Origin of the sequence: Halopseudomonas salegens (assembly GCF_900105655.1) — a bacterium.
In the GTDB taxonomy this organism is placed as follows: Bacteria; Pseudomonadota; Gammaproteobacteria; order Pseudomonadales; family Pseudomonadaceae; genus Halopseudomonas; species Halopseudomonas salegens.
On sequence record NZ_LT629787.1, the window covers coordinates 1,621,965 to 1,636,497 of the forward strand.

Annotated in this window: 18 protein-coding genes; 8 read left to right on the forward strand and 10 right to left on the reverse strand. The window is 58.8% G+C overall.

Features of this window, described 5'->3' with window-relative positions; translation table 11 throughout:
* The first annotated feature begins 104 nt into the window (after positions 1–104).
* From BLU07_RS07235 to BLU07_RS07245, 3 genes are read left to right on the forward strand one after another with little or no spacing between them, the layout of a single operon-like run.
* On the forward strand, positions 105–1,559 hold the full coding sequence (locus tag BLU07_RS07235) for a circularly permuted type 2 ATP-grasp protein (RefSeq protein WP_092385565.1): 1,455 nt from the start codon (positions 105–107) through the stop codon (positions 1,557–1,559).
* Between the two features lie 14 nt (positions 1,560–1,573).
* Positions 1,574–2,536, forward strand: coding sequence for an alpha-E domain-containing protein (locus BLU07_RS07240; protein ID WP_092385567.1), 963 nt, complete (start codon positions 1,574–1,576; stop codon positions 2,534–2,536).
* Entirely contained in the window at positions 2,533–3,672 is a 1,140-nt protein-coding gene (locus tag BLU07_RS07245) for a zinc-binding metallopeptidase family protein (RefSeq protein ID WP_092385569.1), read from the forward strand. The genes BLU07_RS07240 and BLU07_RS07245 overlap by 4 nt, the downstream gene beginning before the upstream one ends.
* Positions 3,673–3,746: 74 nt before the next feature.
* Here the strand turns inward: BLU07_RS07245 and BLU07_RS07250 are convergent, their stop codons facing one another.
* The 8 genes from BLU07_RS07250 to BLU07_RS07285 are packed head-to-tail and all read right to left on the reverse strand — an operon-like array spanning position 3,747 to position 9,386.
* Complete coding sequence (locus BLU07_RS07250) at positions 3,747–4,334, reverse strand: HupE/UreJ family protein (protein ID WP_092385571.1); 588 nt, start codon at positions 4,332–4,334, stop codon at positions 3,747–3,749.
* Positions 4,335–4,336: 2 nt separating this feature from the next.
* Positions 4,337–4,984, reverse strand: coding sequence for an urease accessory protein UreG (gene ureG, locus BLU07_RS07255; protein ID WP_092385573.1), 648 nt, complete (start codon positions 4,982–4,984; stop codon positions 4,337–4,339).
* A gap of 13 nt (positions 4,985–4,997) precedes the next feature.
* Entirely contained in the window at positions 4,998–5,678 is a 681-nt protein-coding gene (locus BLU07_RS07260) for an urease accessory protein UreF (RefSeq protein ID WP_092385575.1), read from the reverse strand.
* Entirely contained in the window at positions 5,671–6,171 is a 501-nt protein-coding gene (ureE, locus tag BLU07_RS07265) for an urease accessory protein UreE (RefSeq protein ID WP_092385577.1), read from the reverse strand. Before ureE ends, BLU07_RS07260 begins: the two co-directional genes overlap by 8 nt.
* 10 nt (positions 6,172–6,181) lie before the next feature.
* Complete coding sequence (gene ureC / locus BLU07_RS07270) at positions 6,182–7,882, reverse strand: urease subunit alpha (RefSeq protein WP_092385579.1); 1,701 nt, start codon at positions 7,880–7,882, stop codon at positions 6,182–6,184.
* A gap of 14 nt (positions 7,883–7,896) precedes the next feature.
* Positions 7,897–8,202: an urease subunit beta gene (locus BLU07_RS07275; RefSeq protein WP_092385581.1), complete on the reverse strand. Its 306-nt coding sequence runs from the start codon at positions 8,200–8,202 to the stop codon at positions 7,897–7,899.
* Positions 8,203–8,215: 13 nt separating this feature from the next.
* Positions 8,216–8,518 carry an urease subunit gamma gene (gene ureA, locus BLU07_RS07280; protein ID WP_092385583.1) on the reverse strand — a complete coding sequence of 101 codons (303 nt, stop codon included), beginning with the start codon at positions 8,516–8,518 and terminating at the stop codon, positions 8,216–8,218.
* Positions 8,519–8,531: 13 nt separating this feature from the next.
* The gene (locus BLU07_RS07285) at positions 8,532–9,386 is read right to left on the reverse strand and encodes an urease accessory protein UreD (protein WP_092385586.1); all 855 of its coding nucleotides are present in this window, start codon (positions 9,384–9,386) and stop codon (positions 8,532–8,534) included.
* A 184-nt stretch (positions 9,387–9,570) separates the two neighbouring features.
* Here BLU07_RS07285 and BLU07_RS07290 point away from each other — a divergent pair, with 184 nt between their 5' ends.
* The 5 genes from BLU07_RS07290 (at position 9,571) to BLU07_RS07310 (ending at position 12,694) form a co-directional block, all read left to right on the forward strand.
* On the forward strand, positions 9,571–10,155 hold the full coding sequence (locus BLU07_RS07290; protein WP_092385588.1) for a TetR/AcrR family transcriptional regulator: 585 nt from the start codon (positions 9,571–9,573) through the stop codon (positions 10,153–10,155).
* Positions 10,156–10,268: 113 nt separating this feature from the next.
* Positions 10,269–10,709 (forward strand): PaaI family thioesterase, encoded by a 441-nt coding sequence (locus BLU07_RS07295; RefSeq protein ID WP_092385590.1) that lies wholly within the window; start codon positions 10,269–10,271, stop codon positions 10,707–10,709.
* On the forward strand, positions 10,706–11,119 hold the full coding sequence (locus BLU07_RS07300; protein WP_092385592.1) for a PaaI family thioesterase: 414 nt from the start codon (positions 10,706–10,708) through the stop codon (positions 11,117–11,119). The genes BLU07_RS07295 and BLU07_RS07300 overlap by 4 nt, the downstream gene beginning before the upstream one ends.
* A 109-nt stretch (positions 11,120–11,228) precedes the next feature.
* On the forward strand, positions 11,229–11,552 hold the full coding sequence (locus BLU07_RS07305; protein ID WP_092385594.1) for a hypothetical protein: 324 nt from the start codon (positions 11,229–11,231) through the stop codon (positions 11,550–11,552).
* 179 nt (positions 11,553–11,731) lie between these two features.
* Positions 11,732–12,694, forward strand: coding sequence for a calcium/sodium antiporter (locus tag BLU07_RS07310; RefSeq protein ID WP_092385597.1), 963 nt, complete (start codon positions 11,732–11,734; stop codon positions 12,692–12,694).
* A gap of 84 nt (positions 12,695–12,778) precedes the next feature.
* Here the strand turns inward: BLU07_RS07310 and BLU07_RS07315 are convergent, their stop codons facing one another.
* Positions 12,779–13,147: an FmdB family zinc ribbon protein gene (locus BLU07_RS07315; protein ID WP_092385599.1), complete on the reverse strand. Its 369-nt coding sequence runs from the start codon at positions 13,145–13,147 to the stop codon at positions 12,779–12,781.
* Positions 13,148–13,152: 5 nt separating this feature from the next.
* A complete protein-coding gene (gene fmdA, locus BLU07_RS07320; protein WP_092385601.1) occupies positions 13,153–14,385 on the reverse strand; it encodes a formamidase in 1,233 nt (410 codons plus the stop codon).
* Between the last annotated feature and the right edge of the window lie 148 nt (positions 14,386–14,533).

Sequence of the window (14,533 nt, forward strand, 5' to 3'; positions counted from 1 at the left end):
TAAGGATTAATGGTACGGCAATTGCTTCATCTCAATCGACGCGCGCTGACCAGCAAAATCGGCCGCGCTGCCGATAAAGACACCCAAGGTAGTTGAGAGCCTGCATGAGCAAAGTGAACTGGAAGGACTATGACCCCAAGCGCTTTTTCGACGAACTCATCGCTGCGCCCGGCCAACCGCGCCCGGAAGCGCGCATGTTGTGCGAATACCTGGCCAGCCTTGACCCGCGCGAACTGAATGCGCACAAGACTGCCGCCGAGGTAGCCATTCAACTGATGGGGATTACCTTCACCGTGTATACCGAAGGCAGCATGATCGATCGTGCCTGGCCCTTCGACATCGTGCCGCGCATCATCCCGCTCGCCGAATGGGAAAAGACCGATGCCGGTCTGAAGCAGCGGGTACAGGCGCTGAATCTGTTCATCGACGACCTCTATCACGACCAGAAGATCATCAAGGACAAGGTATTCCCGGCTGAAATTCTTGCCCAGTCGGTCAACTTTCGCCCGCAGTGTGTCGGGGTGAACACGGCGCACAATGTATGGGCACATATCTGTGGCTCTGATCTGGTACGCGACAACGACGGTACGCTGTATGTGCTGGAAGACAATTTGCGGGTGCCCTCCGGCGTGTCCTACATGCTGGAAAACCGCAACGTCACCAAGCGGGTCCTGCCGGATCTCTTTGCCTCCGGCTGGATTCAACCGGTCGATGACTATACTTCGCAGCTCTATGACACCCTCGCATCACTCTCGCCCCGCCCCGGGGACGATCCTGTGATCGTGATTCTGACCCCCGGCATCTACAATTCGGCCTATTACGAACATTCCTACCTGGCGCAGCAGATGGGCGTACAGCTGGTGGAAGGATCCGACCTGGTGGTCGGCGATGATGACTGTGTCTACATGCGCCTGGTCGATGGCCTGCAGCGGGTCGATGTGATCTATCGCCGGGTGGATGACATGTTCCTGGACCCGGAAGTCTTCGAGCCTGAATCCATGCTCGGCGTCAAAGGGCTGATGCGTGCCTGGCGCGGCGGCAATGTCGCGCTGGCCAACGCACCCGGTGCCGGTGTCGCCGATGACAAGGTGGTTTATGCCTTTGTACCCGAGATCATCAAATACTATCTGGGTGAAGAACCGTTGCTGCCGAATGTACCCAGCTACCTGTGCATGTTTGAAGATGACCGCAACTACGTACTCGACAACCTGGACAAGCTGGTGGTCAAACCCGCCAACGAATCCGGGGGCTACGGCATGCTGATCGGGCCGCATTCCACCAAACAGGAACGGGCAAAATTTGCCGAGCTGATCAAGGCCGACCCGCGCAACTATATGGCGCAGCCAACCCTGAGCCTGTCCACCTCCCCTACCTTGTGTGACAACACCATGGAACCTCGCCACGTCGACTTGCGCCCTTTCATTCTCTCCGGTGAATCCACCTGGGTGACCACTGGCGGTCTGACCCGGGTCGCCCTGAACAAGGGCTCGCTGGTCGTGAATTCTTCCCAGGGTGGTGGCAGCAAAGACACCTGGATTGTCGATATTTCCGAGCTTTGAGCAGGGGACCCAACATGCTTTCTCGTGTCGCTGAAAACATCTACTGGCTGGCTCGCTACCTGGAACGGGCGGAAGACACCGCCCGCCTGCTCGGCGTGACCAGCAACCTGTTACTCGACCTGCCCCGCTCAACCAAATTGGGCTGGGAAGAAATCATTGCAATCACCGGCAATGACGAGCTCTTTGACGAGCATTATGAAAGCCGCGATGAAGCCAGTGTGCTGGCTTTCATGTGCGGTGATACCCGCTACAGCGGGTCCATCCTCAGCTCGTTGGCTTCTGCGCGGGAAAACCTGCGCACCACCCGCGACGTCATTCCACGGGAAATCTGGGAAGAAGTGAACCAGCTGTATCTCAGCGTCAAGGAGCAGGTTGAAAGCGGCATCACTCCGCGTCGGCGGGATGCCTTTCTCAGTCGCGTGATCCGCAGCTGCCAGACCGTCAACGGCATCATCGAAGGCACCCTGAGCTACACTCAGTCACGTACCTTCCTGATGCTGGGCCGCCAGCTGGAGCGCGCGGACATGATCACTCGCATAATCGATGTGCGCTCGGCCAATCTGCTGCCGCGCAGCGCCGAAGACCTGAAACCCTTTGAAAACCTGCAATGGATGAGCGTGCTGAAATCACTCAGCGGTTATCAGATGTATCGCCAACATGTGCGACTGCGTATTCGTGGCCCGGATGTACTGCGCTTTCTGTTGCAGGACATGCGCTATCCGCGGGCCGTGGCATGCAGTCTGGAACGCTTCTCCTTTGCCCTGAAAAACCTGGGCAACCATGCCGAAGCGTTGAAAGCAGTCGAAGCATGCCGTCAGCGCATTGCCGGTGCCGACATAGTCAAGCTGGCTGGTGAGCCCGATCTGCTGCATGCCTTTGTCGACGAAATCCAGCTCGACTTTACCGCCGTGCACGACGCCGTCAGTCGCAGCTGGTTCGAGCGCGGGGAGCTTAGCACCCAGGCTCAATCCGCATGAGCTACTTCACCCAGCTGCTGCGCAATCAGGAACCCGGCCAACTGTTCCGCTACCACCCCAATGGCCATGTTCAGCGCTGCGGCTGTGGCCAGGCCATCTTTTTTCATAACACTCGCTGCCTCGCTTGCGGCAGCGAACTGGGCTATCACCCCCAGCTGGGGTTGTTACTCAACCTGACCGCGCAAAGTGATGACCAACACTGGCTGATCCGCCCGACCGAGAACAGCGAACCGCAACCGGTCAAGCGCTGCAGCAATCTCCATGGGCCCTTGCAGTGCAACTGGCTGGTCAGCGATCCGGAACACGGCGATCTCTGTCAGGCATGCGCTCTCAATCTGCTGATCCCCAACCTTGAGCAACCCGGCAGTCCCGAGCTCTGGCGCGAAACCGAAGAAGCCAAACGGCGCCTGGTTGCACAATTGATCATGCTCGGACTTCCGGTACTCAATCGCGAGCAGGACCCCCAACGCGGCCTGGGCTTCAAGTTGATGCGCCAGCAGGCCGGCGATGAACCGGTGATGACTGGTCACATGAATGGGGTAATCACCATCAACGTCGCTGAAGCTGATCCGGCCTACCGCGAGCAGGTACGGCAGAATATGGCCGAACACTATCGCACTCTGCTCGGCCACTTTCGCCATGAATCCGGACACTACTACTGGGATCGCCTGGTACGGGACAGTGACTGGTTGCAGCCTTACCGCGACCTGTTTGGCGACGAACGCAGGGATTACCAGCAGGCGCTGAGCAATCATTACCAATACGGCCCGTCACTGGACTGGCAAAGCAACTTTATCAGTCATTACGCAGCCTCCCACCCGTGGGAAGACTGGGCAGAAACCTGGGCGCACTATCTGCACATGACCGACACCCTGAACGTAGCGCTGGACTTCGGTATTCAGGTTGATCGGCTGGAGCTGGCATTAACGCCCTTTACCCATGCAGACCTGAACTGCTCTGCAGACAATGCCGAAGCCGAGCGTTTTCTGGCCTTCGTCAATCGCTGGGTCATGCTCAGCAGCGTGCTCAATGTGCTGGCCCGCACCATGGGCCAGGCCGACATTTACCCTTTTGTGCTGACACCCGGCAGTTTGCGCAAGATGTATTTTGTGCACCGGGTGATTGCCCACTACTGATAACGACGTATTGCGGTACAGCGGACTATGTATCCCGGCAGCGCAGCCGCGCTGCCGGGACAGTCAGGAACAACTCACCCCGCTACCGCCAGCCCCAGCCCGACCAGGCCGATCAGCGCACCCATCACCCGTGGAACCAGGGACCAGGACTGGCGCTGCAGCCAGCCACCCGCCAGCAAGCCGACCAGATGCAATCCCGCTGTCGCCACGACAAAGCCCAGCGCGTATGTCATGGCACTGGCCTGCAGCGGCATTTCGGTGCCGTGGGCAACACCGTGGAACAGGGCAAAGGTCGAAACCAGCGCACCACTGACCAGTAGCGGGACCTGGCGCGCCCAGAGCAGAAACAGGCCGAGCACCACGACCGAGGCGATAATACCTGGCTCCACAGCCGGCACCGATACGCCGACCATGGCCAGCGCACCCCCCGCCAGCATGACGCCAACAAAGAGCAGCGGCAGCAGCCAGCGTGCACGGCCGCCCAATTGCGCCCCCCACAGACCCACAGCCAGCATGGCCAGCAAATGGTCCAACCCGAACAGTGGATGCCCCAGACCGCTGAGCAGCCCATCCATGCTTTCGTGACCCGGATGGGCGTGGGCCAAGGTCGGGATGGTCAGTGCACCGACCAGCAATGGCAAACGACGTGAATAGAATTGCATGTTCAGACTCCTTGCGCCTGTTGGGTGTTCTCGGGCAAGGGTTTGAGCATGCCCTGGCGAACGATAAAGGCAATGATGTCATCGACACCTTTGCCGCTTTTCAGGTTGGAAAATACAAACGGCCGCTCGCCGCGCATCTTTGCTGCATCACGATCCATCACATCCAGATCAGCCCCCACCAAGGGCGCCAGGTCGGTCTTGTTGATAATCAGCAGGTCCGAACGGGTAATCCCCGGGCCACCCTTGCGCGGAATCTTGTCGCCGGCGGACACGTCGATCACATACAGGGTCAGGTCGGACAGTTCCGGGCTGAAGGTAGCCGCCAGGTTGTCGCCACCACTTTCAACAAACACCAGCTCAATCGCCGGAAAACGCTCCTGCAGCTCGGCAATGGCGGCCAGGTTCATCGATGCGTCTTCACGAATGGCGGTGTGCGGGCAACCACCGGTTTCCACCCCCAGAATGCGGTCAGCTGGCAGTGCCTGATGGCGCAGCAGAAAGTCCGCATCCTCGCGGGTATAGATATCGTTGGTAATCACCGCCAGGTCATAGTGTGGATACAGGCGCTCACAGAGTATGCGCACCAGCGCGGTCTTGCCTGAGCCGACCGGGCCGCCGATACCGACGCGCAGGGCTGGTTTGGATTGCATTGGGGTGTACTCCTTATGATCGAAACAATCGGGTGTATTGGTGTTCGTGTCGGGCACTGGCAAAGGCCAGCCCCGGCAAGCCGGCGCCAAGCTCATCATCCGGCAGCTCTGCAGCCCGCTCGACAATCGGTGGCAGGCTGGGCAACAACCGATCCAGTAACCGCTGGGCATCGGTCTGGCCCAGCGGTATCAACTTGGTCGCAGCGCCGGTCTGATTTTCCAGCCAGCTCCAGAGCACGCCCAGTGCCAACACCCGGGAGCCGGTGTGCCAGTGCTGGCCGGCCATGGCAAAGGCGCTGACCAGCGCCAGGGGCTCGCTGGTCGGCCAGTCCAGGGCTGCCGGTATCATCAGTGACTTCATCAGGCGCAGCAGCGCTCCACCCTGCTGACTGTCTTCCAGATACAGCTCGGCAGTTTCGCGACTGGCCAGCAGCCAGTCATTCCAGCTGGCAAAATTGCCGTCATTCTGCTGTTCCAGCGCGGTGTACTGGCGTAGCAGCACGGGAATATCCAGCCGCCCGAGCGAACGCGCGGCCAGTTCCGACAACCAGGCAGCAGCCGAGTCCAGATCCGTCACCCAGTCCTGCTCGATGGCATACTCCAGCCCCTGCGAGTAGGCATAGCCACCAATCGGCAGCGCCGGACTGGCCAGCTGCAGTACTCTGAGCAGTGCCGCATCAGCGATGTCAGGCATGCTCATGACCGCCAAGACGCAGAAAGGGTGCCGCTTGCGCCGGGCCGGCAGGTGTCGCCACGCTGTGACCATGGCTGTGATAGGCGCCGGGTTCCGGATTGAAAGGCGCGAAGATCGCCTCGATCTCCAGACCAAACCCGCGCAGCATGCTGTCCAGCACATGATCGCGCAGGTAACGCAGTTGCCCGGCATGTATTTCCAGCGGTACGTGGCGATTACCCATGTGATAGGCCGCCCGCGAGAGCAACAGGGCATCATCGCAAAATACCCGTGACAGCGATTCGGGCTCGGCATGGATGACCACCACACTCCCGTCATCACCCTGTAGCCGGTCGCCCTGCATCAGCACACGCCCGCGCGGCAGAAACAGGCCGACGTCCAGCCCGTCGACAGTCTGCGCTCGCAAGCGGCTGCGGGTGCGCTTCTCGTAACTCAATTCGAGCACGTGGTCGGCCGGTCCCGTGTTGTCCAGCCATTGATGGCATTCGATCATTGGCGTCTCCCTAGAACAAATAGTAGCGCTGGGCCAAGGGCAGCGATTCGGCAGGGTCGCACAGCAACTCGACACCATCCGCCTTGACCACGTAGGTCTGTGAATCGACGCTGATCACCGGTTGATAGTCATTCAGCTTCATATCGCGCTTGCTGATGGTGCGCGTATTGCGCACGGCTTCCAGCCGCCGATTCAGACCCAGGGTGCCGGCAATATCTGCATCCAGTGCCGCCTGGCTGACAAAAGTGACGCAGGTACTGTGCATGGCACTGCCAAAGGCGCCGAACATCGGTCGGTAATGCACTGGTTGCGGCGTCGGAATCGACGCATTGGGGTCGCCCATAGGCGCTGCGACAATAGCCCCGCCCTTGATGATCAGACTGGGTTTGGCACCGAAAAAGGCCGGTTTCCACAGCACCAGATCGGCCAGCTTGCCGACTTCGATCGACCCCACTACATCGGCAATACCCATGGTGATGGCGGCATTGATGGTGTACTTGGCGATATAGCGCCGGGCACGATAGTTGTCCGACCAGTCGTCATCTTCCGGCAAGGGCCCGCGCTGGACCTTCATCTTGTGCGCGGTTTGCCAGGTGCGGGTAATCACTTCACCGACCCGCCCCATGGCCTGGGAATCCGAGGAAATCATGCAGAAGGCGCCGAGATCGTGAAGAATATCCTCGGCAGCAATGGTCTCGCGGCGGATGCGCGAATCGGCAAAGGCCACATCCTCGGCAATCGCCGGGTCCAGGTGGTGGCAGACCATGAGCATGTCCAGATGCTCATCCACGGTATTGATGGTGTAGGGCCGGGTCGGATTGGTCGAGGATGGCAGCACATTGGGCTCGCCACAGGCCTTGATGATATCCGGCGCATGGCCGCCACCCGCACCTTCGGTGTGGTAGGTATGGATTACCCGACCCTTGATCGCCGCCAGGGTATCCTCCACAAAGCCGGACTCGTTCAGGGTATCGGTATGAATGGCCACCTGCACGTCGTAGGCATCAGCCACACTCAGACAGCAGTCAATCGCCGCCGGTGTGGTGCCCCAGTCCTCGTGCAATTTGAGCCCCATGGCGCCGGCTTGCAGTTGCTCTTCCAGTGCCTGCGGCAGGCTGGCGTTGCCCTTGCCGAGAAAACCCAGATTCATCGGAAAGGATTCGGCCGACTGCAGCATCTTGCCGATATGCCAGGCACCCGGCGTACAGGTGGTGGCATTGGTGCCGGTGGCCGGGCCGGTACCGCCACCCAGCATGGTGGTGACGCCGGACATCAGCGCCTCTTCGATCTGCTGCGGACAGATAAAGTGAATATGCGCATCGATGCCGCCAGCCGTAAGGATCATGCCCTCCCCGGCAATCACCTCGGTACCGGGGCCGACGATGATGTCCACATCCGGTTGAATGTCCGGGTTGCCGGCCTTGCCGATGGCGGCAATCTGGCCATTCTTGATCGCCACATCGGCCTTGATGATGCCCCACCAGTCGAGGATCAGCGCATTGGTAATCAGGGTATCCGGCGTCTCGGCGCGCACCCGCTGGCTTTGCCCCATGCCGTCACGGATAACCTTGCCGCCCCCGAACTTGACCTCTTCACCGTAGTGGGTCATATCCTTCTCGACGCTGATCCACAGCTCGGTATCACCCAGACGCACGCGATCTCCGGTGGTCGGGCCGTACATTTCGGCATAAGCCTGTCTATTGATATCCATTCAGTACTCCTTGTTCACAGGCTGCCCATTACCAGGCCACGAAAACCGTAGACCTTGCGGTCACCGGCCAGCGCGACCAGTTCCACCTCGCGGCTCTGGCCCGGCTCGAAACGCACGGCAGTACCGGCGGCGATATTGAGGCGGAAACCCCGGGCGGCATCGCGATCGAACTGCAATGCACCGTTGGTTTCGGCAAAGTGATAGTGCGACCCCACCTGAATCGGCCGGTCACCGCTATTGGCAACACTCAGGGTCAGCGTCTCACGGCCTGCATTCAGCGTCAGGCTACCGGCAAGGGTTTCAATTTCTCCGGGAATCATCGGGCAGCTCCTGTCAGGGAATCGGGTTGTGAACGGTGACCAGCTTGGTACCGTCCGGGAAGGTCGCCTCGACCTGAACCTCGGCGACCATGTCCGCTACGCCGGGCATAACCTGGTCACGCGTCAGCAGCGTGCGTCCAAAGCTCATCATCTCCGCCACACTGCACCCATCCCGTGCACCTTCCATAATCGCTGCACTGATATAGGCCACTGCTTCCGGATAATTGAGCAGCACTCCGCGGGCCAGTCGCCGCTCGGCCACCAGAGCGGCGGTAAACAACAGCAACTTGTCTTTTTCACGCGGGGTCAATTCCATGAATGCTCTCCTGTCAGGTATTCCAGATACGCGGCAGACAGGCTGCCCGACCATTGATCTGCGGGCGCAAGTGTTGCCACAGACGCATAAAAGTGTGTCGTGCATGCTCGGCATGCTGGCCCAGATAGCGTGCTATGAGCAGGCCATGACGTTGGGTAAAAGCCAGTTCCGGGGCGCTGAACTGCTCGCGCAGCTGATCGAGTTGTTCCCGATCCAGGGTCAGCGTCGCCAGCCAGGTACCACTGACACCCGCGCCGCCAAGCCCCCAGCGCGCTGACAGCAGTGGATCGCCGCCCTCGAAGCGATTGCGCTCGATATACAGCGGGCGGCCTTCGCGCCAGATATCCAGGTGTTGGTCTACCCGGCCGTTAGTGAACCCCTCGCCCGCAGCCGGGCGCCCCAGGCAAAGCAGATCCCAGAGACAGAAACGGGCATCGGCGGCCATATCCAGGCGGGTAATCATCCGTGCATTGCAGCCCTCAAAGGCAATCGTGTCCTGGGGCAGATACTCCAGGCTGGCGCCGGTTTGCAGACTGAAACGGTTGTGCTGGACCTGCAGCGTCCCATTGTCACGAGCCCGGTAGAACTTGCCCGACGAGGGCGTGGTCAACAGCGCTGTGGCGCCAGCATCCATATCAACCTGCAGTCGCAGGTTGTCACCACTGACCAGACCACCGGGGGGATGCAAAATGTACAAATGCGGGCACTGTGCACCTTCAGGGTGCAGCGGGCGCTGAATGCGCAGCGGTCCCCGGTGGCTCAAGCGCTCGAGCACCGTCCGGCCACCCTTGCTGGCAAAGCCCATATTCAGGCCTGCCTGCCAGTTAATGGCGCTGTCATGCTGTTGTAGATGCCACGCGGCTGTCATGCTCGGCTATCCTTGAGCCCGTTGTTGTGTTCAACACTCAGCAAAGTACATGCCACAATGAGGAGCCAGCAAACATTGCTTGTGCTGCAGCGTGGTGCAAGCTGACCGTCATGCACCCGGTGATTGCTCAATCTGGAAAAGCTGATTATGTTGTCGGGGCCCATTTCCGGTCAGGACCACATCCATGTCTGCAGCAGCCCGCCATCGCCAGAATATCGTACTGGCCGCCGCCAAACTGTTTCGCCAACAGGGGTACGCCAGCACCGGCCTGAAAGATATTCTGCAGGAAAGCAAGGCCCCCAAGGGCTCGCTGTACCATTACTTTCCCCAAGGCAAGGAACAGTTGGGGCAAGAGGCGCTGACGTATTCGGCCAATCAGGCGCTGACGACACTTGAACTGCTGGCCAAAGAACACACCACGTCTGCTGACCTGTTGCTCGCATTTTCTGCACGGCTGGCCAGCTGGATGGAAGCCTCGGCCTTCCAGGATGGATGCCCAATGGCAACAACCATTCTGGAAACCGTGCCGCAATCAACTCTGTTGCGCGATGCAGCGGTTGCCGGTCTGCAGGCCTGGCAAGCCGTTTTTCAGCGAATGTTGCTGGCTGAAGGTGCCACGCCTGACTCTGCCGCTCGCTTGTCCAGCCTGACCATCGCAGTGCTTGAAGGTGCGCTGATTCAGGCCCGGGTTGAAATGAGCGCCCGTCCCTTGACCGATGCGACCGAGGAAGTGGCCAACTGGATGCGCAGGGCTTCGCGCGCATCCTGATATCCGTCTGATTGATTGCCTGGTATGCAGCGGCCACATGAACGTCAAATTATATTGACTGGTCTACATGATATTGCTGTTATGCATCCATATGGCGATCAGGAGACAAGACCATGTCAGCAGATGCTGAAATACCTGAAGGATTTACCCGGCATAACCGCCCCAGCGGATTGACCCAACCCTGGGAGCCGATCTATGCCGCCCGGAGAGAGGAAGCTTTCAGCCTCGGGCTATACGCAGCGCAGGCGCACGTCAACAGCCGGGGGTTTGTCCACGGCGGATTGCTCTGCGCCCTCGCGGATAACGCAATGGGGCTGAGTTGCGCCTATCAGATAGAGGGCTGCAGTGGACTGCTGACGGTGAATATAAGCATGGATTATCTGGGCAGCGGCCAGTTGGGAGACTGGATTGAGGTACGGGCACAGCCCAGACAGCTCGGCAAATCACTCTGCTTCGCCGAGGCCAGCGTATATGCCGACAACCACCTCTGCGCCACGGCCCGCGCCGTATTCAAACTATTACCGATACCGGCTGACAAAGGAGCAAAGACATGAGCCATTCCGACCTGCACGAGCGCATTGCAACCGTCTCACGCATGGCCGCCTTCAATAACTGGCTAGGACTGGAGATTGACGAGGTGAGCGCAGGATCAGTGCAGTTGTCACTGCCCTGGCGGAGCGACTTTGGGCAATATGCCGGCTTCATGCATGCGGGCATTCAGGGGGCTCTGATTGATACCGCCTGTGGCTTTGCGGCGGCAACCCTGAGCGGCAAGGTACTGGCCTCGCAATACACGGTGCGCTGTTTACGACCCGCAGTGGGTGAGCATTTCCGCGTGGTGGCACAGGTTGTGAAACCCGGACGGCAGCAAATATTTGCCTCTGCAGAGCTCTATGCCATCAAGGATGGCGTAGAAAAACTGGTCGCCACCGGTGATGCCCTGCTGGTGCCTCAGGCCGAATAAGCCAGTGGGTATGTATTGCACGGCGCAGGCTATTTGCCTAATCTTTGCCGGACAATTACCGTCAGTCGGACATTGATTGGCGCCACAGGATTCGGCAAGGAGAGCTCGTGTGCTGAAGAAACCATGCCCCTGGTGCAACCAGAAAGTATCGAACTTTCAGGTGGGTAATCGCCCGCGGCAGGGCAAGCCGCGCTGGTATCAACTGAGCAATATTCAGGTCTGCCCTTTCTGTAGCCAGCCGATCAGGAAAACCGGCAAGGGATGGTTGGGCCTGCTGGGATTCATGCCCGCGTTTGTCGGTCTGACGGCCCAGGCACATCTCGGTAAAGACGTAGTCAATGTATCGCCCTGGATGCCGCTGTTGTATGCCTGCATGTTTGCCGGTTTTCTGGTGGTTGTGGGCTTTACCCGCTGGGGCAAGGCGTCCGATTGAATATTGTCAGAACGCCTGTTGCAGCAACCAAATGGCCTGATAGAATCAGGCGGAGACTATCTATCACGCCTGCATCCATTACCGGCGCCTGGCCGGGCACACCTCACCGACTGCAACCTTGAGCAGTCCGCATACGCTTTGTCACCCTTGATATATTCAGGACTATGGAAACACACATCATGCTGAACTTGCTGTTCCTGCTTGTCGGTGTTCTCTTGCTCACCAGTGGTGGTGAAGCATTGATCAGAGGTTCTCTGGCTGCGGCACAGCGGATGGGCATTTCACCGCTCCTCAGCGGCTTGCTCATCGTCGGATTCGGTACCTCTGCACCTGAATTGGTGGTGTCGGTTGACGCTGCTCTGAGCAACCGCCCCGACATTGCTGTTGGCAATGTGGTCGGCAGCAACATCAGCAATGTCCTGCTGATCCTCGGACTCTGCGCATTGATTTCACCCCTTGCCGTCAGACCTTTGGTATTGCGACGTGATGCCGTTACCGTTGTGGCAGCAAGCATCCTGTTTCTCGTGCTGGTTGGTGGCAGTGCATTGGGCAGGCCGGATGCCGCCGTCTTCCTTGCAGCATTGGCGGCGTATCTGATCTGGGCGTATCGGACCGAGCGTTTTGGTACTGCCCCATCGGCAGAATTGCATCAGGCAGAAGGGCAAGAAGTGGTCGCATTGCCACGCACCGCCCTGTGGATCGTCACCGCAATTGTGCTGGGTTTGGCCCTGTTGATTGCCGGGTCTCAAATTCTGTTGAAAGGCGCCGTGGGCATAGCCGAATCATTCGGCATATCCGAAGCTGTCATTGGTCTTACCCTGGTGGCTGTTGGTACTTCGCTGCCAGAACTGTCGATCTCTCTTATCGCCGCATTTCGCCGGCATGCGGATGTCGCTATTGGCAACATTCTTGGCAGCAATATTTTCAACCTGCTGGGCATCCTTGGCATATCTGCTCTGCTGCAGCCGCTTCCGGTTCATGCACGTATTCTGCAGTTCGACCAATGGGTGTTGTTGGGAACCTCACTGCTATTGCTGTTGTTTCTGTATACAGGCAGACGACTCAGTCGACTTGAAGGTGGTGCCCTGTTACTTGGGTACGCTGCCTATGTGGCGCTGAGTTTCACCGTATTCGGAGGCTGAGCTGAAGCCGAAAGCCCGGCTGCCTGGCTGTACCAACAACAAGGCCCCGCTCTGCGGGGCCTTGTGCTTTCCGGGCGCTTGTCGCTAGTGGCTGATCATCCAGGGCCGGGCTGAAGGAAACATCTTCTCGCCGTTGGCGGTCCAGAACAGTTTTGACTTGCCAATTTTCTGGTGGTTGCAGCCGCAGCCTTTGCCGTGTTTGTGCTCATGCCTCGCCTGCTCTTCTTCCCGGTAATCCGGCGTGGAGAGGATCGGACTGTGGATGGCCTTTTCGTTGCGATCGCGCGCCTTGCGCTCGGTATCATCTACCTTGAACACGTTGGTTGGCAGCATGATCACCTTGCCCGAGAGTTCACCGCACTCCGGGCAGGGCTGCGGCTGGTCGAACTCATCCATGGTAGCCAGGGCATAGAACAGACCGTGATCGCGGCATTTGTAGTCATACACTGGCATGGCGTTTACTCCTTATCCTTTGACAGGGGCACATCCATACCACCGCTGACTTTCTTCTCTGGTCCGTTGGCATTCGGGTTGATGTCGAAGTCGAAGATACCGGTTGGCAGCCACAGCGTCGCGCAGGCATTGGGTACGTCGACCACCCCACTGATATGCCCTTCTACGGGTGCACAGCCCAGAATCGCGTAGGCCTGTGCCTTGGTGTAACCAAACTTGGTCATGTATTCGATGGCATTCAGGCAAGCCTGACGGTAGGCAATGTGAACATCCAGGTAATGCTGCTTGCCCTGCTCGTCAACCGAGATGCCTTCGAAAATCACGTAGTCGTCATACCGCGGCTTGATCGGGCTGGGTTTGAAGATCGGGTTCTTGATGCCGTACTTGCTCATGCCATCCTTGATCAGGTTGACGCGCAAATGAATCCAGCCAGCCATTTCGATCGCACCGCAGAAGGTGATTTCGCCGTCGCCCTGGCTGAAGTGCAAATCACCTACCGACAGGCCGCCGCCATTGACATAGACCGGGAAATAAACCTTGGAGCCGCGGGACAGATCCTTGATGTCACAGTTGCCGCCATGCTCACGGGGCGGAACGGTGCGTGCACCTTCGGCGGCGGCCTTGGTCTTGTCATCACCGGTCATACGGCCCATGTGCGCGGTATCACCAAAGGGCAGATTGGCCAGACCGGGCACCCGGTCAGGGTCTGTGTTGTACAGTTCTTCCTCGCGCTTGTTCCACTCTTCAAGCATTTCCTTCGATGGCAGACAACCAATCAACCCCGGGTGAATCAGGCCGGCAAATTCAACATTGGGAATATGCCGTGACTTGGTGAACATGCCGTTGAAATCCCAGATCGACTTCTGCGCATCCGGGAAGTGCTCGGTCAGAAAGCCGCCGCCATTGGTTTTGGCGAAGAAGCCATTGAAGCCCCACTGGCTATCATCAAAGGTACCGATATCGAGAATATCGACTTCCAGCAAATCACCCGGCTCGCACCCTTCCACGCCAATCGGGCCGGACAGAAAGTGCACCTGGGTCAGGTCGACGTCACGCACGTCGTCGGCGCTGTCATCGTTCTTGATCTGGCCGCCGGTCCAGTCACAGCACTCAACAATGAAGTCGTCCCCCGGCTTCACTGTAGCGACCATGGGAATATCGGGATGCCAGCGATTGTGGATCTTGTCGTTTTCGTAGGGAGACTTGTTCAGGTCAATCTTGATAATGGTGTCAGCCATAATCGCCACTCCTCAGCGGATCGTTTGGTCGGTTGAAAAACTACGCGACCACTATTGAGGAATCCGCCGCGGCGAACCATTCGTGAAATAACACCCCTGCCTACGTCAATTGACGTAGGCAGGGTCATCAAGCGCAATCAAGGGCGAC